General features: G+C 48.7%; 21 protein-coding genes. All 21 read right to left on the bottom strand.

What is annotated here, in order from left to right:
* Positions 1-37 precede the first annotated feature (37 nt).
* A complete protein-coding gene (locus tag DFP95_RS03340; protein ID WP_115991119.1) occupies positions 38-367 on the bottom strand; it encodes a hypothetical protein in 330 nt (109 codons plus the stop codon).
* A gap of 533 nt (positions 368-900) precedes the next feature.
* Positions 901-1,746, bottom strand: a complete 846-nt coding sequence (locus DFP95_RS03335; protein WP_115991118.1) for a carbohydrate ABC transporter permease — start codon at positions 1,744-1,746, stop codon at positions 901-903.
* Positions 1,746-2,627, bottom strand: coding sequence for a carbohydrate ABC transporter permease (locus tag DFP95_RS03330; RefSeq protein WP_115991117.1), 882 nt, complete (start codon positions 2,625-2,627; stop codon positions 1,746-1,748). Before DFP95_RS03330 ends, DFP95_RS03335 begins: the two co-directional genes overlap by 1 nt.
* 72 nt (positions 2,628-2,699) lie before the next feature.
* Complete coding sequence (locus DFP95_RS03325) at positions 2,700-4,094, bottom strand: ABC transporter substrate-binding protein (RefSeq protein ID WP_115991116.1); 1,395 nt, start codon at positions 4,092-4,094, stop codon at positions 2,700-2,702.
* 107 nt (positions 4,095-4,201) lie between these two features.
* Complete coding sequence (locus DFP95_RS03320) at positions 4,202-5,827, bottom strand: response regulator (RefSeq protein WP_115991115.1); 1,626 nt, start codon at positions 5,825-5,827, stop codon at positions 4,202-4,204.
* A complete protein-coding gene (locus tag DFP95_RS03315; RefSeq protein ID WP_115991114.1) occupies positions 5,820-7,622 on the bottom strand; it encodes a sensor histidine kinase in 1,803 nt (600 codons plus the stop codon). The genes DFP95_RS03320 and DFP95_RS03315 overlap by 8 nt, the downstream gene beginning before the upstream one ends.
* Before the next feature lie 39 nt (positions 7,623-7,661).
* A complete protein-coding gene (locus DFP95_RS03310) occupies positions 7,662-8,642 on the bottom strand; it encodes an aldo/keto reductase (RefSeq protein ID WP_115991113.1) in 981 nt (326 codons plus the stop codon).
* Between the two features lie 10 nt (positions 8,643-8,652).
* Complete coding sequence (locus tag DFP95_RS03305) at positions 8,653-9,258, bottom strand: glucose-6-phosphate isomerase (RefSeq protein WP_115991112.1); 606 nt, start codon at positions 9,256-9,258, stop codon at positions 8,653-8,655.
* Positions 9,259-9,285: 27 nt separating this feature from the next.
* Entirely contained in the window at positions 9,286-10,224 is a 939-nt protein-coding gene (locus tag DFP95_RS03300) for a shikimate dehydrogenase family protein (RefSeq protein WP_115991111.1), read from the bottom strand.
* Positions 10,225-10,228: 4 nt separating this feature from the next.
* A complete protein-coding gene (locus DFP95_RS03295) occupies positions 10,229-11,194 on the bottom strand; it encodes a phosphoglycerate dehydrogenase (RefSeq protein WP_115991110.1) in 966 nt (321 codons plus the stop codon).
* A gap of 11 nt (positions 11,195-11,205) precedes the next feature.
* On the bottom strand, positions 11,206-12,195 hold the full coding sequence (locus tag DFP95_RS03290; protein ID WP_115991109.1) for an SMP-30/gluconolactonase/LRE family protein: 990 nt from the start codon (positions 12,193-12,195) through the stop codon (positions 11,206-11,208).
* Positions 12,196-12,241: 46 nt separating this feature from the next.
* A complete protein-coding gene (locus tag DFP95_RS03285) occupies positions 12,242-13,285 on the bottom strand; it encodes a zinc-dependent alcohol dehydrogenase (RefSeq protein WP_115991108.1) in 1,044 nt (347 codons plus the stop codon).
* A 24-nt stretch (positions 13,286-13,309) separates the two neighbouring features.
* Positions 13,310-14,281 (bottom strand): PfkB family carbohydrate kinase, encoded by a 972-nt coding sequence (locus DFP95_RS03280; protein WP_115991107.1) that lies wholly within the window; start codon positions 14,279-14,281, stop codon positions 13,310-13,312.
* Complete coding sequence (locus DFP95_RS03275) at positions 14,278-15,255, bottom strand: glycoside hydrolase family 88 protein (RefSeq protein WP_220376312.1); 978 nt, start codon at positions 15,253-15,255, stop codon at positions 14,278-14,280. The genes DFP95_RS03280 and DFP95_RS03275 overlap by 4 nt, the downstream gene beginning before the upstream one ends.
* A gap of 230 nt (positions 15,256-15,485) precedes the next feature.
* Entirely contained in the window at positions 15,486-15,887 is a 402-nt protein-coding gene (locus DFP95_RS03270) for an NUDIX hydrolase (protein ID WP_115991106.1), read from the bottom strand.
* Positions 15,884-16,267, bottom strand: coding sequence for an NUDIX domain-containing protein (locus DFP95_RS03265; RefSeq protein ID WP_115991105.1), 384 nt, complete (start codon positions 16,265-16,267; stop codon positions 15,884-15,886). Before DFP95_RS03265 ends, DFP95_RS03270 begins: the two co-directional genes overlap by 4 nt.
* A gap of 21 nt (positions 16,268-16,288) precedes the next feature.
* On the bottom strand, positions 16,289-16,609 hold the full coding sequence (locus DFP95_RS03260; RefSeq protein WP_115991104.1) for a cupin domain-containing protein: 321 nt from the start codon (positions 16,607-16,609) through the stop codon (positions 16,289-16,291).
* 12 nt (positions 16,610-16,621) lie between these two features.
* A complete protein-coding gene (locus DFP95_RS03255) occupies positions 16,622-17,419 on the bottom strand; it encodes an aminoglycoside phosphotransferase family protein (RefSeq protein WP_115991103.1) in 798 nt (265 codons plus the stop codon).
* A 75-nt stretch (positions 17,420-17,494) separates the two neighbouring features.
* A complete protein-coding gene (locus DFP95_RS28610) occupies positions 17,495-18,139 on the bottom strand; it encodes a hypothetical protein (protein ID WP_147304123.1) in 645 nt (214 codons plus the stop codon).
* Between the two features lie 3 nt (positions 18,140-18,142).
* The gene (locus DFP95_RS03245) at positions 18,143-18,685 is read right to left on the bottom strand and encodes a P-loop NTPase family protein (protein ID WP_115991101.1); all 543 of its coding nucleotides are present in this window, start codon (positions 18,683-18,685) and stop codon (positions 18,143-18,145) included.
* A 44-nt stretch (positions 18,686-18,729) separates the two neighbouring features.
* A complete protein-coding gene (locus DFP95_RS03240) occupies positions 18,730-19,386 on the bottom strand; it encodes a hypothetical protein (RefSeq protein WP_115991100.1) in 657 nt (218 codons plus the stop codon).
* Positions 19,387-19,410: the final 24 nt, after the last annotated feature.

The raw sequence follows: 19,410 nt of genomic DNA, 5'->3' as shown, positions 1-19,410 counted from the left end.
CTTAAACAGTAATAACGAAGTCCATCGATCTATTTTATTACTCTTCAATTTCTTTAACATTTAAATTCCCTTCGTTATTTGTTTCATCAGTATTAATCTTATCAATGACAAAGTCCTTGCTTAAAATTGTAAACAACAAGAACATTCCGCCCAATAATGTGAAAATCGCTCCTAGGTATTCATATGATTCTATCTTGCTCTTAATAATAATGTTAAATTGGTTTGTATCCATACCACCTCGATTTACTAAGAATATCTCAGCATTATTAAAGCCCCACTTCGCACTATTCATAATGAAAACTATTCCAAGAACGATCGAGATGGTTGCTACAAACAATAAAAATAAATGCTTTGAGCTAACCTTCATATCAATTTCCCCCTTCCAATTTACAAACTTTTACCATCTATATTAATGATCGCGCGGAACGGAATGGATGTCAATACACTTTATTCCAAGTTTTGCCTAATCAAAACAGCTTCGCCGTCCTTGCTTCGATATTAATGCATGCCCTGGGATATGATTTGCTCAAAAGTGAGCTATCAAAAGGTGAAAATAAGGTAATACGAATGGTAATCATCGTTATTGGAGCTATTGAGCACTTTTGCAATCAAAGTAGGATGAAGAACATCACTATTGATCGTATTTAGGAAAGGAATAGCACAATCGGAGACCAATAGGAATAAAAAACATCTTTATCCAGCTTAATTCTTGAACGTACTCCAAAAGTACATTGAAACACATCGTAATTTGAAATGGATGGGGTTTTGGGACGGCAGTATACATTAGTATCGAGCTATCAGATAAGGATAAAAAAACAGGACCGCTCGGCAAACACCGCGGTCCTATTCGCTATAGATAATACCCCCTGATCCGAAACCCAAACGAGTTTCCGCAGCCGACTACCCTTTAACCGCGCCAGCAGTCAAGCTATTCGTAATCTGATCGGTAAAGAGCATGTAGAGGACGACGGAAGGCAAAGCGATCAGCGTCATGACCGCGAACTGAGCTCCGTAATTGGATGCGTATTGCCCGGTGAATTGAATCAACGAAAACGGAAGCGTCTTGTATTTGTCCGAGCTGATATACGTGATCGCCATGATGAACTCGTTCCACGTGTTCAGGAAAGCCAAGACGCCGACGGAAGCGATAACCGGCTTAGAGATCGGCATAATAATCCGGAACACGATCCCCAGTAGGCTTAACCCGTCGATGACCGCAGCTTCTTCGATTGCTCGAGGCGTCGTCTGCAGGAAGCCGATGAAGATGAATACGCTGATCGGAATCAGAAACGCGATGTTAGGCAGGATGAGCGACAAGTAATTGTCTATTAGATTAATTTTCTGAAAGATGAAGAAGTTCGGTAACAGCGTGGAATAGATCGGAACGATGAGACAGACCATGACGAGCCCCGACAATACGACGTTCCCTTTCCACTGGATACGCGCGATGACGTAGCTAAGCATAAGGGATACGATGACCGTAACTACGATGACGATCGCGGCGACGATGGCGCTATTCAGCAAATAAGCAGGGACATGACCGAGCGTAAACGCGTTCTTATAGTTCACCCACTGGAAAGGATTCGGCCATTTTAAGACGTCGCTACCGAAGAAATCGCCGCTCTTCAATAGAGAGAAGTTTACAAGCCATACGAGCGGAAACAGCTGCAGCACGACGATGATCAATAAACCAAGGACGAGAATCGTCCTGCGAAGAACCCCGGCGTTAAACATAGAAGCTACCATCAGAATTCACCTACGTCTTTCTTCAACAAACGGTTCATGATCAACGTAACGACGAGACAAAAAACGATGAATAGAATCGAAATGGCGTTACCGTAACCGAAGAGGCCGTCGCGGAATGCCCTAGAGTACAAGTAGGTTCCAAGGAACTGCGTACTATTGGAAGGCCCTCCTCCCGTCATCAGGAATACGGTTTCCATCTGCTTAAAGCCTGCCACGATTGCCAGAACGAAGTTAATGCGGATGACCGGCATCAGGAGCGGCAGGATAATGCTTCGGCCATACCGCCACTTGTTAGCCCCGTCGACGATCGCCGCTTCGTACAGCTCGGACGGAATTCCTTTGATACCGGCATAGTAAAGCAAATAAGCATACCCGAAGCCTTGCCACATCGCGACGAAAATAATGGAGTATATAGCAATATCGGGGTTGCCGAGCCAATCCTGTTTCCATGAGCTCAGCCCTACCGCCGTTAGCATTCTATTTAATAATCCGAACTGTACGTTCAGCAAGCTTACCCACATTTGCGAGGTTACGAACGTAGAGATAATAGAAGGGATAAAGATTAATATCCGCAGCGGTCTCTCCCATTTCCCCGCGTGCGTCGTCAATATGGCCATCAGAACAGCGATGGGATGCTGCAGGACGACAAAAGCAATGCCGAGCAGAATCGAATTTCGAAGAGCGTCCCAGAAAATAGAGTCATGGAGAAAAATTTCTTTGTAGTTGCTTAAGTTGAACAGATTATAATCGACGCCGTCGTAATTCGTGAAGCTTAAATACAAAGCAACGGCAGTCGGCAATAGAACCATGCCAATGATGAACAACAAGCCGGGAGCAATCAACACCGCGATATTCCGTTTTTCCATCCATAGTTTGTTCATGCTCACCATTCCTTTTGAAAAACGGAGCAAAACGTCTGAGTGGTTTTGCTCCGATTTTTCTTGAAGATCGTGTTACGGGTTCATTTCTTTGTAGGATTTATCGGCGATAGCGTCGATTTTCTCCGCGAAATTCTCCGGAGTCGATTTGGAAGCCATCATTTCCGTAATCGCATCCAGGTAGCTCTTAGCGGTTGAAGTCGAGAATAAATCCTGCGAGTTCGCGCCGCTGAATATGGTGGCAGAACCCAAAATATTCGTTAGATCGTTCTGCACTTGCGTTTCCTTACCCGTCTTGAACTCGTCGTAATTTTGCGCAGGGAACGTGATACCGTTCTGCCATACGGTCTTCGCCCAATTCTCCTTCTTGAATAGCCAGATCGCGAACTTCTTGGCTTCGGCCGAGTTCTCCGTCTTGGCGGCTACGCTATAACCGCCGCCGAACCATGCGAGCAGGTCGGTCGTCTTGCCCTTACCGTCGTCGGAAGCCGGCCAAGGGATGACAATCATGTTGTTGCGAACGTCTTCCGGGAAGTTAGCATCCGACGAAATGCCCATTTCCCATTCTCCCATCAGGTACATCGCGGCTTTGCCTTGGCCGAACAAGTTTCTCGCTCCGCCGTAATCGAGATTCAGGAAGCCTTCGCCGAACATGCCCGATTTGACCATTTCCTGGATCGTCTTGGCCGAAGCGACGACGTCGGGGTTGTTGAACGAGCCCGTACGGTCAATCGCTTTGTGGTACAAGTCGAATCCGCCGGACTGACGAGCCACTACGGCGTCGAACAACAACGCAAGCGGCCAGGAATCCCGTCCGTCAAGCGCCATTGGCACGATATCCGTACCTTTCAGCTTCTCCGTGATTTTGAACAGGTCGCCTTGGGTTTTCGGCGGTTCAAGACCGTTGTCCGCCAGTAGCTTCTTATTCACGAACAGTACGAGGAAGTCCGTATTCTTCGGAATTCCGTAGATTTTGCCGTCGAGCGTAAAGCTGTCGAACGCGGCATCGATGAAGCCTTGGCCCGCGAAGTCTTCTTTCGTGAACGTAACGAGCGCGTTATTCTTGACAAGGGGATCAAGGTAACGCTTCTGGCCCCACATCATCGTAACGTCGGGAACGTTATCGGACGCGTTATAGATTTTGAGTTTGTCTTGGAATTGCGGATCCGGTGACAGCGTCTCGACCGTGATTTTCACGTTCTGATTCTCGCTCATGTATTGGTCGATCAGCTTCTGTTCCGCCAAGCCTTGCCCGCCCGTACGGTCCGGGTTATTGCTGAAGAACTTGAATTCTACTTTCTTGTTGCTGTCGGGCGTTTCCGTAGTTGCCGTTGTGGCCGTTGTGGCCGTTGTGGCCGGATCGGAAGCCTTGCTCGGGCTTGAATTCGAATTGCCGTTGTTATTCCCGCAAGCCGATACGACCAGGACAATAACCATAATCAATGCAAGCGCGTTCAAATGCTTTTTCAAGATGAACCCCTCCACCTAATCGTAATGTGATAACGGATTGCTACTTCAGTATAAATTAGGCGTATTCGACGAATAACCCGTCATTACTTTGTATAGCTGTACGTTTATTAGAAGCCGTTCTGTTTTTTGTACTGGGAGGGCAGCAATCCCGTCCATTTCTTGAAAAACCGCACGAAATGGGCTTCGTCGTAGTAGCCGACCTTGCGGGCGACGGAATAGACCTTCTCGCCCGAATCCTTGAGCAGTTGTTTGGCCTTGTCGATCCGGTGCTGGTGCAAATAATCCAGAAAATTAATGCCCATTTCCTGGCGGAACAAAGTAGAGAGATGTGAAGGGGATATAAATACTTCTTCCGCGATGGATTTCAAGGTTAGATTGGTGCTATATTTCTCATTGATCAGATTGATTACGTACTGAATCGTTTTGTGTACCGCTTTCTTCGAGTTCATCAGCTCCACGAACCTCTGGATGACCCGAGTAATCAACGTAGACAGCTCTTCGAAAGTTTCCAGCTTCTGTACCTGATCCACGCATGCTTCGAATTGGCCTACGCACGACCGGATCCTCTCGTCGGGACTGGAACCGATCTCCTTCATTAGGCTATCGATCAACGAATACGTATGAAGATGGATGCGCGATACGGACAGCTCCTGTTCCCGGAAGCTATCCAGCCACTCCTCCACCTCGCTGACGAACTCCGCGTAATTGCTTTCGGCGATATGCCGACGAATTTCCCGTTCCAGCTCGGCGAAGTCCGATCGGAACTTGGACGCCTCCGCTTGGTTCGAAGACTCTCTCGATTGCTCCGAGGCAACGAACAACCCGCTGCCTCCGTGGAAAAACCTTCTCGTCAAAGCTTCAAGCGCTTCCTTGTAAGAAATATGAAGGTCGGGCAAGGCAGTAACGGAGCCGACGCCGATACTCACGGTTACTTTCAAGAACGAGCTTAAGTTGCGTTGCACGGTCTCCAAGCTATCCTGCAGCTCTACCCTGTCCAACTGGTTCGGCACGTTAGCGAGAAGAACAAACCGATCGTCGAGCGTCAATAGCTCATGCCTGCCTTCGAATCGGTATCCGATGCTCTCCTTTATAATATTGGAGGCAGCGTAACGGATAAGTCCCAAGTCCTTATCCCCGTAAGCCAGTACGTTAAGCTCCTTGGAATCGAAGCGGAATACGATCGCCAGCGAGGAAGCATCCTCCAGACGAATTCCGTACTCCTTAATCTCCGCGAGCCTCTCCTCTCCGTTCCAGGGAGCTTCTCTTAACCATTTAAGCAATTTGTCCTCCGTAACCATTCTTGCGTTCGCCGTCCATTGCCGCTCCAGCCGGTCCACCTGATTTGCCTTGCTGCGTTCGCGTACGAGCTCGTCCTTGACCTTACCGATAACCTCTTTGACCTGCTTCGGATTGCACGGCTTCAAAATATAATCGAACACTCCGAGCTTGAGCGCCTTCTGGGCATATTCGAATTCGCTATATCCGGTTAGTAGAACGGGAATCAAGTCGATTCCGCGCGCCTTCGCTTCCTCGATTAACTCCAGACCCGACATCATCGGCATACGAATATCCGTCAACAGAATATCAGGCTTCTCTTCCTCCATCGCTTCAATCGCTTTCCGGCCGTTCGACGCGGTTCCGATCACGCGAATTCCTTCGGATTCCCAATCTATCATCGTCAGAATGGCCTCGCGAAAGGACGCTTCGTCTTCCACGATCAGCAGCTTAAACATCGCAATCGCCCCTTGCTTCGTCTGACTTGCGAATCGGAATGAGCATCTTGACCGTCGTTCCGACGTTCCGTCTGCTTACGATATCAATCTCGACTCCCTCTTCGAAATGATGGTAGAGTCGGTCCCGAACATTACGCAGAGCGAAGCTTCCTTCCTCCTCGATGCTACTCGGATTTGCCTTAGCCTGAATGGAGTTACGTAGCTTTGCCAGCGTCTCGGGAACGATCCCGATTCCGTTGTCCGTAACGACGATAAGCAACGATTCGCCGGACAAAGAAACCTTAACGTGAATGTACCCTTGCTCGTCAGACGGCTCGATGCCGTGAACGACCGCGTTCTCTACGATCGGTTGGAGGATCAGCTTGGGAATAGGCGTCTCCGCCAGCCTTTCGTCGACCTCTATGGAATAAGTGAGCTTGTCGGCGAATCGAATTTTGCTCAAGTACAAATAGTTTTCTACGATCGTAATTTCCTTCTCTAGCGTAATGATGTCCGCGCCTTGGCTGAGATTGTAGCGAAAGAAGTCCGACAGCTTCTGAATCATTTCCGCGGTTTTATCGGCGCCCTCCCGGTAGGACATCCATGTAATAGAGTTCAGAGTATTGTAGAGAAAATGCGGGTTGATCTGCGATTGAAGCAGCCTCAGCTCCGATTCCTTCTTAGAGAGCTCCGACTTATACACGTCTTGGATTAGCTCCCTGATCTTCGAAACCATAATATTGTAGCCTTTGCCGAGCTGCCCGATCTCGTCCCTCAGCTTCACGTCGACCTGTTGGTTGAAATCGCCTGCCTGCACTTCGCGCATCGACTTCAAGATTTTCTTCAGCGGCTTCAAAAACAACCTCGAGATCGTCCAGCTGATCGGAGCGTTAATGAGCAGAATAAGCAGAACAAATCCGATCGTCAGCCAACGAATCGAATTCAACTGCATAAGCTCTTCCGTTCGGGGCTGAATGACAAGCACGTGCCAGCCCGTAACCTCCGAGGAGGAGTGCGAAATCAGCCATTCGTCGTCATGTTCGTTCCAATTCACCTGCTCGATCCCGCGATGATCGTAATAGGGAAGCTCCGAGAAAGAGCGTCCGCTCCATTTGCCCCCGGAATCCGACAAAATCGTGCCGTCGCCGTTCACGACGACGATCTCCACGTTATCCTTCGCGCGGCCGAACGATTGGCGGAAATCGGCTTCCGTCATCCCGATGACCAATAGTCCTTCCTTGTTGAAGTTTCCCGGGTTGACGAGCACCTTGCTGTAAAACACCTTGCGCCGCTCATCGCCGATAAATAGCTTGAAAGAGCCTTCTTCTACCCCCCAGGCTCCTTTAACGACGGCATTTACGGTATCCCTGTAGATCTCGCTCTTCTTATAATCCTTAAAGCTGATGATTTCGTTATTGTTCAAGCTATTGTATTTGATCGTCGGAAAGCCTTCCGAGAAAATGAGCAGCGATTGGAAAAATTGCCGCGTGCTAAGGAGCCGGTTGATCATGTTATTCACGATGATTCCGGAATTGAAGTTGGGCTCCGGAGACAGGAGGTCGTGCAGTTCCGAGGATAGAGACAGGTAGTTGTAAATATCGTAAATATCCTTGGCCAAGTAGTCCAAATGGGAAATCGTCTGAGAGGATATGTTATCCTGCGCTTGCGACACCTTCTGCAACACTTGATCGGACGCGGTCTTATAGGAGAAAAAACCGATGCTCCCCGAGGTGATGATCAGCAGCGGAAGAAACCATAGCTGAAACTTAGATCGGATGGATAGCTCCAAGTACCCGTTTTTCAAGCTAGCGAGCATAAGCTGTCCCCCCGGCAGTCGGCTTTTCTCTCTATTATACTACCAGGAATACGATTCCGGAGCCGCTCCTCCCGGTCCCGGGAACAATTCTTCCAATCTTTGAAGCGTAGACGCGGCAAGCCGGATCTCCGTCGCGCGGATCGCGTCGCGAAGCTGTTCTACCGTGCGCGGGCCGATTATCGGGCCGGTTAAGGCCGGATTCGCGAGCACCCACGCCAGCGCGACGTTGGATTCCTTCTCGCCGAGTTCCCGGCATAAGGCGGAGTACTCTTCCAAGCTAGCCCGATGCTTAGCGATCACATGGGCCTGCTGCGAAGTTCGATGGCTTACGTTCGGGTTTAACGCGTTACCTGCTAGAGCTCCGCCCGCAAGCGGACTCCAAGCGACGATCCCGAGGCCGAGATCGCTTGCCGCAGGCAGCACCTCCAACTCAGGCGTTCGGTTCAGAAGACTATAAATATGCTGCTCCGCGACCAATCCCATGAACTTCCGTTCTTTCGCCGCGGCTTGGGCTTTGACCAGATGCCAGCCCGCGAAGTTGCTGGAGCCGATATAGTCGACCTTTCCTTGACGGACCGCACCTTCCAGCGCTTCCCAAAGCTCCTCCCACGGCGTTCGCCAATCGATATGATGCATATAGAAGAGCTCGATATGATCCGTCCGAAGCCTGCGCAAGGAACCTTCGAGATGGCGGCGAAGCTTGTAGAGGGACAAGCCTTTACAGTCGTTAGGTCCATCCAGCGGATCGCTCATTTTCTCATAGGCCTTCGTCGCGAGTACAACCCGCTCCCGTCGGTTTCCTCCTTGCGCGAACCAGCGTCCGAGGATCGATTCCGTTGCGCCTGCATTCTCCCCCCAACCGTAGATATTTGCCGTATCGAAAAACTGGATGCCCGCGTCGAGCGCCTCGTCCATCATACGGAACGCTTCCTTCTCGTCCGTCGACACGCCGAAATTCATCGTTCCCAGGCACAGCCTGCTAACCTTCATTCCCGTTCTTCCCAAGTACGTATATTCCATAGATCGTCTCCTACCTTTCTCCGCTCCATTTCGGGTTATCGACGATCTCCGGTTGGCCGTTCCGATCGACGATCAGCTTGCGGAACCCTTTCGTCTCGAGCGTTCCGTAATCGTGCCCCGAGTCCGCGCGATATACGAAGAACGTTACGAGCGGCACGTCTCCGGTATTGATGCTGCGATGCGCGTAACGCGGCGGTACGTATACGGCTTGCCCGGGGAGGAAACGCTCGGCCTTCCAGTCGCCTTCCGGATTTTCCATCAGCATGTAGCCTTGGCCGTTGAGGCAGTAGTACACCTCCGGCGTATCCAGGATCGTATGGAAATGGCCTTTGGTCATGTAATATTCCCGTCCGACTCGGCCGGGATAAACGATGCTCGTGCCGAACAGCAATTCATTCGCGGAATCGGGCATCGTAAGCTCGTAAAATTCGTACACGTCCGGATCGCCCGCTTCGACAAGAACTTGAAAGGCTTCAGCGTCCGAGTACATGCCCAACATTTTCGAGAGCGGGCGTTTCGTCGACGAATAATCGTTCGACAGCCCGCTCGCGAGATCGAAATGGGCCGAGAATGGAAGCGTCGCTATCCTATTGGCTTTTTCATTAGCTTGACTCATCTGTCTGCCTCCTCTTGGCGCAATCGATTATCGAAGTCCGCCGGCGATTCGTTCCAGCTCGGCGAACTTCTCGGGGGTATATTCGAGATGGAAAACTTCGCCGATCACTTGCGTCCAACCGTGAATGAAATAGATCCAGCCGTCTTCCACGTACAGACGTTGCGCGGCTTCCTGCGCCTTCGCTTGATGCAGGAAATCGAGCGCCCCTCGGTAATTCAGCTCCCATGCCAAGCTGTTGGCCGGGAAGGCTGCCCCGTCCGTAATCGGCGAACCGGGCTGATCTTTACCTAAACCTGTGGCATTGACGACAAGGGAGTGCGGCTTCACCGTCATCATGACATTATCGTTGTCCGTCGCTTGCGGCGTAAGAAAGTATTGCGCGGGAACGTCTGGAGCAACGGTATCCATAATTCGTTTGATTTCATCCAGCCGCGGCTTGCTGCGGTTCGTAACGACGAGTCTTGACGGTCGGCTAGCTTTGCGCGGATCTAGCAAATAGGCGGAGATCGCAATAGCGCTGCCTCCTGCCCCCATGACGAACAGTTCTCCTCCGTGCTTTTCCCAATAGCGTTCGGGCACGAAGGCTTCAAGCGACAAGCCGCTGGAGATGGGATCCTTGGCATAACCCTCTAATTTCCCGTCCTTCTTGGAAATGCAAGATAGCTCTCCGAACATCTCGGCATACGGATCCAAGTAGTCGAACAAATCCTTCGCCGCATAATACAGGTCGATCTTATGCGTTGTGACGAGCGCGCCCAGGCTTAACTCGTCGTTCTTAATAAAAGTCACGGCTTCCCGGTATATCGCCGGATCCGCGTGAATTCCGATATCGATGCCTTTAATGACGGCATTCCCGATTCCGAGCGCTTCTGCCCAGAGCGGGAACAATTTCATAATCGAGGATTGACCCGTCGTCACTCCGATAAAATAAAGCGTCGGCCGATCGGCTTTCGTCAAGTTTAGCATCCCGTCAGAGTCTCCTTTCTGTCGTTCGACCTAACATTTCGAGCAGATTACGCGTCGATACGGTGGCCATCCGTTCGACGGCATCCTTCGTATATGCTCCGGTATGGGAAGTCAGGAAAAAATTGTCCAATCCGACAAGCTTGTTACCTATCTCGGGAGGCTCGACCGAGAATACGTCTTGGGCTGCAGCCGATATCCGGTTCACCAAGAGAGCCTCGTATAGAACCTCCTCGTCCACCAGTTCCCCCCTCGACGTATTAATCAGCATAGCCCCGTGCTTCATCCGGTTAATGGTTTCGGCATTTATTAAATGTTTCGTGTTCGGCGTATAAGGCACGTGCAAGGAGACGGCGTCGGATTGAGCCAACAGCTCCTCAAGCTGCTCGATTCGCCGAATTCCGTTGCTCGTCAAATAGGCTTCGGCGTCGGCTTGGAGAAACGGATCGTACAGGAGCACTCGCATGCCGATTCCCTTCGCCCGAATCGCGACCTCGCGTCCGATCTGTCCGCCTCCGACCACTCCGATCGTCTTGCCGGTCAACTCGATGCCCATCATCCGTTCCCAGTGGCCAAGCTTCACCTCGGCTACGTTCTTGGGAATACGGCGGGCAGCCGCGAATAGAAGGCCGATCGTATGCTCGGCGACGGAAACGTTGTTCGTTCCTGCGGCGATCTGAACCTCGATGTTCAACTCTCGAGCCGCGTCCAAATCAATATTGTCCGTTCCCATGCCATATTTGGAGACGGCTCTCAAATCCTTGCAGCGGCGCAATACACCGGCAGGCAAGGGGTCGATGCCGATGATGATCCCGACGACTTCTTCCGACGCCAGCTCTACGATCTCCTCTCCCGTCATCGTGCGTCCTAGACGGTTTTCAATAATCTCGTAGCCTTGACAGACGATGTCCGGATAAACCGAATCTTTGTAATTGGCAAATGATTTGGGAGTAATTAATATTTTGGCTTTCATGAGGGTCTCCCTTATAGGCTCAATTCGGACAGGGTGGCGGGTAGTTCGTGTCCGGTATTTACTTTACCGGGTCCCCTGACCAGGTCGAAACAGGAAATTACGAGCGTTCCGTTCCAGATAATCGGTTCGCTCGGTTGGTTAAGCTCGCCCTTCAGACCGTTGGAATCGGGGCTTACCGCGTAACGTTCGATCGTCGCGTCGGGATAGATTTTCGCGATCGCGTTGGCGGAGAAGTCGGCGACATACAGGTTACCCGCCGAATCCATAACCATGCCGTCCGTCGTTTGCAGCTGCTCGTTGTTTTTGGCCCATACTACGTTGTCCTTCACGCTTCCGTCCGGATGGAACGTAATTTTGTGAACGGCTCCATCGCCGAAATTACCGACGTAGAGATTGCCCTCGGAGTCGAATTCGATGCCGTCCGCGCCATATTGATCGTTCTCGTTGAGCGTCAAGAATGTCGTCAGCATATGAGGATCAGCCAGCGTGTTCGTAATTTGAATGCCTTCCTCGTCCAATCCGAACTTATACACGCAGCTGAGAAGCAAGCCCGTCGGATCTTTCACTAAATTGAGCGTGCTTTGCGTGACGTACATATGAGAACCGCGAATGCGCACGCCGTTCGGATGCTCCATGTCTTCCGCGACGACCGTCGTCTTGACGACTTGGTCGCCTTCGATGCGCAGGCGAAGCAGCCTTCCTTTGAACTTTCCGTTCTCGGAGCCCGACCAGCCTTGGTTATCGCAGATATACAAGTCCCCGTCCGGTCCGAAGGCGATTCCCATCGGACAAGCGACGCCGGTATCCGGATGCACGGGCACCTCAATCCACTTACTCACGTTCCTGTCCCGATCGATCCGAATCAAACAACCCGGGCGGGACTGATCCGCGAAGTTCGGACAAGAGACGACCAGATCCCCGCTCTCCGGATGAATACCCATCGCATCCGGAGTCGTTACGAAGTCCTCGGGCAATACGGCGAATAGTTGGGAAGTCGGCATAATAATTCCTCCTCGATTTGTCGTTATCTGCATGAATGTAAATCCGTCAATCGAACGTAATGATCGTTTTCTTTAGCCCGCTGCCTTGTTCGGCTTGCTCGAACGCTTCCTGAATACGATCGAATCCGAACACGGACGATACGAATTCTCGGGGATTAAGCACGCCGAGCTCAATCCAGTTCATGACTTGACGATAGCTTTCGGCTTCTTCCAGCTTGGAGGGCCATTGGATAAAATCGAGATGCCAGTTATATGGGGCTTTGCTCCAATCGAGCGCCATGCTCGTGTTGGGCGAGATTCCGTAAACGCCGATATGCCCATATGGAGCAAGCAGCTCCATGCTCTGGTTGATAATGTCGGTTTTGCCCACCGCATCGACGGCGAAATCGACCCCGCCCTGGCAAATGCGCCTGACTTCGGCTACGATATCGCAGCTCCTGCTATTGAACGCATAATCCGCCCCGGTAGTTAACGCTTCCTCAACCTTCGCATCCGAAGTTACCGAAGCTATGATCGGCCCCAGACCGAGCAGCTTGGCGAATTTCAAGAACGATAATCCGACTGGTCCCGCTCCATAGACGATCAAACTCGCGTTCGGCCGGAACCCGAATCTATGGCAAGCGCTAAGCACCTCCCGGAAAGTAACGATCATCGGAGCGGAGACGACGTCGATATCGGCGGGCAGAACTTGCTGGGCGTAATACGCTTCCGAGAAAGCCGGATCTCCGGGTCCTTTGCCATCCTCGAGCATCGCCCGAGAGTCGGCAACGACGGCGAGCTCCGAGAACGCGCCCCAACCCGGAAACACGCCGTCGGTCTCTTTTTCGAGGAACGGAAGCAGCACCAGGTCGCCTTTCTTAAGGTATCGCGTTTTCTCGCCGAGCTCGACGACACGGCCGACACCCTCGTGTCCTAGCGCGGCGGGATACGCAACGAAGCCCTTGAATTCACGGTGAATGAGCTTCGTATCGGTACCGCGGCAGATTCCGCAGCTCACCATGCGCACGAGCGCCTGGTACTCTCCGTATTGCGGCTTTGAGATCTCCCGGACGGAAAGGTTCCCTTCTGCGTCAACGATCAGGCTTTTCATGGCTTTCGCTCCCCTATCGGCAATTCACAAGCCTAGCAATTCTTCAACTTCCTTAAGCGTCGGCAAGGACGGAATCGCCCCGAACCCCGTCGTCGCGATCGATCCAGCCGCATTCGCGAACCTCAGCATGCCGCGAAGCTCGGACTCCGACTCTATTTTCTTGGATTCGCCGGATCGAATGAGTTTTCCGATTTGACTCAGCATCGCCGCGACGAACGCGTCTCCCGCTCCCGTCGTCTCGACGACGTTCGCCGGAAAGCCGTCCGCGTAACCGCTGGCGTTGCCGTTCGTGAAGTAGCAGCCGTCTTTGCCCATGGTAACGATGACAAGCTTGGCGCCTTGACCGAGAATGTAGCTTCCGCATTCCTCCACGCTGCGGCATCCGGTTATAAACTCGTACTCCTCCTCGCTGATCTTGACCAAGTCGGCATATTGGAAGCCCGCATTGATGTCCCGTTTAGCAACTTCATGGTCCTTCCACAGATCCATTCTCAGATTCGGATCGTACGAGATATAGAGCCCGCTTGCTCGCGCGATCTCCAGCGCTCGTATTGTCGCCTCCCTGCTACTCGGACTGCCGAAGCTGATCGACCCATAATGGAAGATCGTGCCCGACCGAATGTAATCTTCCGTGATATCCGCCGGCGTTAATTGCATATCCGCTCCCGGATTCCGGTAGAACATGCAATCCCGGTCCCCTTCCGGATTTTGCGCTACGAACGATAACGTAGTTCTGGCGAATTCATCGAACGCCAAATAAGAAGTGTCCACGTTCAATTGATCCAGCACTTGCTTCAGATAGTGGCCGAACGGATCCTGCCCCACCTTGCCGATAAACCCGGCGCTGCCGCCGAGCTTAACGACTCCCACCGCGACATTGGCCGGAGCCCCACCGGGCGCTTTAACAAAACCGGGGCTATGGATCAAGGAAACGTTCTTGGCCGTCGACACGAAATCGATCAACAGCTCTCCCAGACAAATGACGTCCATGCTCATAGGTTCATTCCTTTCCGCGCCGCGCTTTCCATTAGCAAATGGAAGGCCTGACCTTCCGGCGCCGTGCCCGGCCGATCGAAGAACGGTGCCGCGCACACGCCTTGCACGAATCCGCGATCGTCCACCTTCGCGATCGCCGCGTTTCTCATTCGTTCGGCATGAGCCGTATACGTTACATCTAGCGCTCCTATGCTCACTCCGCGATAGATGGCGTAAGCGATCATCTGGCCGGTATTCGTCTCAACGAACGATTCAGGGTCATCCAATACGTCGTGAAACAGCCCGTCCTCGCGAAGATGGACAAGGCATCCGTCGATCGTCGCTTTCAAGTATCCCGTAATCCTGTCCTTATCCGCTTGCATGCTATCCGGCAGCTCTGCCAGTACTCTGACCATACCCGCGACAGCCCACCCGTTTCCGACTCCCCAATGCGCGTCGCGTTTGAACTTCTTCTCCCCGTCATCCCAGATGTGGGCGAACAGCTTGGCATCGGGATTCCATAACCGAGTTCGGTAACCCTCCATTTGCAGAACGGCATGGTTGTGATAACCCGCGTACGCCAAGAACGGCGGAGCCATATAGAAAGAATCGACCCACACCTCGGGTTTATCCACGACATGATACAACGCGCCATCATCCGTTCGCGGCGCCGTCTTTATTAACCAATCAAGCATTCTGGCAGCACCGGAAGCGAATAACGAATCCCCTGTAGTCTGCGCGATTCTCAGCACGGCTTCCCCGTTCGCCGCCGAATCCGTAACGGAATAGGCATCGTTCATGACGCCGAGCTTGCCTGAAGAATCTTGCCGAATGACCGCATCCCGCGCCAACAGATAAGCCGTTTCTTCATCTCCGAGCTCGAGCATCGCTTGCGCGGCAACTCCCTGCTCCCAGGAATAGCGCTGCATACCAAGCAAAGCCTGCTTCACTCTCCGAAGTCGGGTTTCCTCGACCATGATTGACGTCTGTTCCATTTGCCGGATCACGCTCCCATCGGGATAGTTTTCTCTTTTGCTAGTCTTGCGTAACGAACATCGTTCGTTATAGTGTCATGATAATGACATTCGCCCTAAGATGGCACCCTACACCCTTCGCATTACCTGTATGTTTATTAGATGCCGCGATCGACGAGCGATTTGAACGGCAAAAAGCCCCGACCTCGTTATAAGCGAAGTCAGGGCTCGATTCGGATCTGTCTAACTTATTATTCCAAAAATTCAATTAGAAACGGATGTTCTTTTTCATCCAAAGCTCTTTGAATTCTATCCTTAAAATTTCCCCAGGTAATCATCTTATTAGCTTCTTCCAGTGTGAAAAAGCCAACTTCTTCACTTTCATTGCTTGTTGCAAGCGTCCCTCCTACCGGCCTTCCTGTAAAAATATGATTACAAACTCCCCGCGAAATATTCTGATAGACTCCGCAAAACTTAAGCAATTCAATATCTATTCCTGTTTCCTCTTTGACTTCTCGAATGGCTCCTTGTCGGATTGATTCCGCTTCCTCAATACATCCTTGAGGCATTTCCCAGCCTCTTCTCCCTTTCATCAGTAAAATCTCATGATTTTCATTAAGGACAATTACGCTTGCAGATACAATGAACTTCATTGAGATCCCCCTGTCAATGTTTTCAAGAACTTATTGAGAACCGGTAAATCGGGAGGACTTATTTCATTCGGTATATCTTGAATAGGAAAGAATTTTATTTCCTTTACTTCTTCTTCGTCCAAGCAAATATCGCCTTGATATTCCCTGCAAATATAAGCGACTATAACATTGAATACTTCAAAAGCATATAGTTCTCTCTTCGCCACTTCTTCCATAGACTCTCCAGGCTCTAGTGATCCACCAGGTAACCCCCACAAACCATTATCCGTTCTAAGTTGTAAAAGAATGCGGTCATGTTCATCGATTACTATTGTGCATGCTCCTGTCATTATTAAAGGCCTTGTACCGACGATCTTCCTAAGCTCCATAATATAACCCAAAGCTTACTTCCTCTCATTTTTTCAGTTTCCGTTTATTTCATTCTCGGCTTTCTCAAAACATAAATTTACCGTTTTTCTCGTTGATCTTGTCCGGTGCATGATATTCGCTTTAACCGTAAAGACATCGCCGGGCTTTAATGAAATCGTCTTATCTTCGAAATCTATAAACAATTCTCCTTCGACTACTATAAATAATTCATCGCAATTATCATGTTTATGCCAATGAAAGTCTCCATCAATGACTGCAGCCCGAACAACATGATCATTTACTTCACCAATAATAAAATTCGCATATTCATTAATATTTTTCGTTATTTCGTAAATATTGATTTTTTCCGTCATGGGTTCTCCGCCTTATTTATTTAATAACGATCGTAATCTCGTCAATATTTCAAATTGATTAGAACCTTCCATTTCATCGATTCGATAGGCTAACGTTGGCGCCATCCAATCATTTATCTCTTCATGATTCTTACCAGATAACATTAAATACTCTTTCAAATACTCCTCGTGGAACAACTCTCGGTACTCTCTTCTTATCAACATTTCAGGAGCATCAGGAGGCATAGCATGAGATTGAAGCATCATCGAGCTTCTTGCGACATCTGCTGCCTCATAACCAATCAGGGCATTCAACCAATCAATGATGACCGGTCCTTTAGAAGATAAAATAATGTTTCCAGGGTGAAAATCATAATGGCAAATGTGATTACTCTCAGGTAGTTGGTCTAAAATGCGTTTAACCATATCTTTCTCATCGTCGGTAATTAGTTCTTGAGCAGATATTTTATTGAATAATTCATTTCTTAGATTCGGCTGAATTTTGACTTTGACTTGATGAATTTCATATTGAAGTTGCGCCATTTGTTTGGCGTGATAAGAAATACTAAATACCGTCGGTTCTATTCGCATTAGCATCGTCTGTCCGTCAATTCTCTCATAGATCAGGCAGGACTTTCCCTCATACTCCACCGTGCCCGAATATCTAGGTGCTCTCAGGTTTAAGTCGTTAATGATCTCTGCGTTCTCCGCTTCCTTACTTGCTTCATTCCATGATTTGTCCGGATTATGAAAAATTTTAATGACTTCCGTTTTCCCCCAACGATATACATTGGCCGTGTTACCCATTCCAAGCAATTCACCGTGTCTCATGAGCTCTTCCCTTCTATGGGCAGCTGATCAAAAGCGTGAATATGTTGTTAGGTGAAGTCCAGTCTTCTACGGATACTATTTATACTTTTTCTTTATTCCGCTCATTTCAATTTCAACCGCTATATCTTGAGAAGATCCAGCAAATCCTGTTCCGTTGCGCTGCTTACCATAAAATTCTGTTCCGATATTAATTTTAGAATGAGTTGGGATAGATAGTTCCCTTGACTCGAAGTCAACTTCCGTTAATATTGGTCTAATTGTAATTCTATTTTCATCGCCGTAATTATAAATAGTAAAAGAACAATTAGCTTTCACGCTATCACCTTCCGATTGAAAGTTACATCGACTATTTTTTTTAGAATAATCCACTGATTCTATTCCGCTTGTATTGTATTTAATTAGAAGCATAACTTTCTCTGTTGCAATCGGATAAACAAATACAAAGGCGATGCAGCCAATGATTATTCGACTCAGAACCTTTGGGTATCTTGGGCGATAGTATCTAGTGGTACCTACAACCCCCACGATCAATATAATAAACCCTAATAGTACGGATAAATGTAAGCCACTTTGGTTTTTTTCCGTCCAAGGAGATATACCTAAAATATTAAAAATACGATCTCCAAGAGAATGGTCTAAATGATTGTTTGATAATATAAATAGAGCCGAGACTGTTGCGATTATAAAATAGATTCCCTTTTTCAGTGTGCTTCCCTCCAAAAACTATTTAGCTGTACACGTTACTTTCTCGAATTCATGGCGTTCTAGCATCATTTGCTTTATGTAATTTAATGCATCTTTACTATTCTTTATGAAAATCCGTTTATCCGCGTATGGTTCCGTAATCTTAAGAACGCCATCCATATCATAATTATGATTCCAAGCATATATCATTCTAAATAAATTCCTAAAGGTTTGCTTGTAATTTGATTCTTCCAACCCTATGCGAGTTTTAATGAATCTATTAATAATCCTATAATCTCTTAAGAAAACATGGGGTATCAAAATAATGATTAAATCCGCGTCATTAAAGCTTTCTTGAGTCCATTTAATATGAACACCTTCAATCACCCAACTACTTGAATTAATGATTTGATTCAATTTTCCGTCTCTTATTGTTTCGGGAAATCTCTTCTGTACTTCTTCGCTTCGATCCCAAACGATATTATCCAATTGATAATACGTAATATCCGCTTCTTCAGAAATTAACCGAGCAAGCGTTGTCTTGCCGCTACCGAACGATCCAATTATTCTAATTCGCTTCATATGTCAGCGCCTCTTGATTGCGTATTTATGTATTTGCTTCATAATCAAAATATATTTATGTTCATTTTCCGTATCAATTTCTCTTTTAATACTCGAACTGTATTTTCAACAAACTTATCCATCTCATCTGCTGTGAGATAAATAAAATCATGATCTCCGGAGATTGAACTATTTTGATAAAATTCGGTAATATTTTTGATCTGTTTACTCGTTTGCCCAAAAGGAAAAAAGTTCATGTATTCTGGAAATTCTTTGATCGACTGAAAGTCAGTCCAAAATATACTGTCTTTATTCTTCTTAAGATACAAAAAATCCAATCCATACCAATCTCTCTTAACCAGTGAAGTATATTCCGGTGTATTTAAAATATTTTGAAATACTTTCTCCTTCTTCTTATATTTTGTGAGTTTTATCCACTCCTCGTCCGTAACTAAATGAAAATAATATCCTAAATAATAGGACTCCTTTGAATTTGTAATTCTTGTGGATTCTATAAGATACTGATTATAAAATGACTCAGCATCTATCTTGCCTTCAATCTTAAAATGAGTAATTTCTTTTGGAGGATTAGGGTTACCGTCCTCGCCGATCAGTCCACAATCTGGTCCAATATTACCAACTAAGAATTCAATTTTTGAAATCGGAAGATCCCTTTTTATAAATTCTTCAGCAATCCTAAAATGGGTTACCCAAGTAGCCATAATTTACTCTCCTTATGAACAATC

The organism is Cohnella lupini (genome assembly GCF_003386205.1).
Classification (GTDB): domain Bacteria; phylum Bacillota; class Bacilli; order Paenibacillales; family Paenibacillaceae; genus Cohnella; species Cohnella lupini.
Note: the sequence above shows the minus strand (reverse complement) of the source record. Positions and strands in the feature narration are given on the sequence as shown.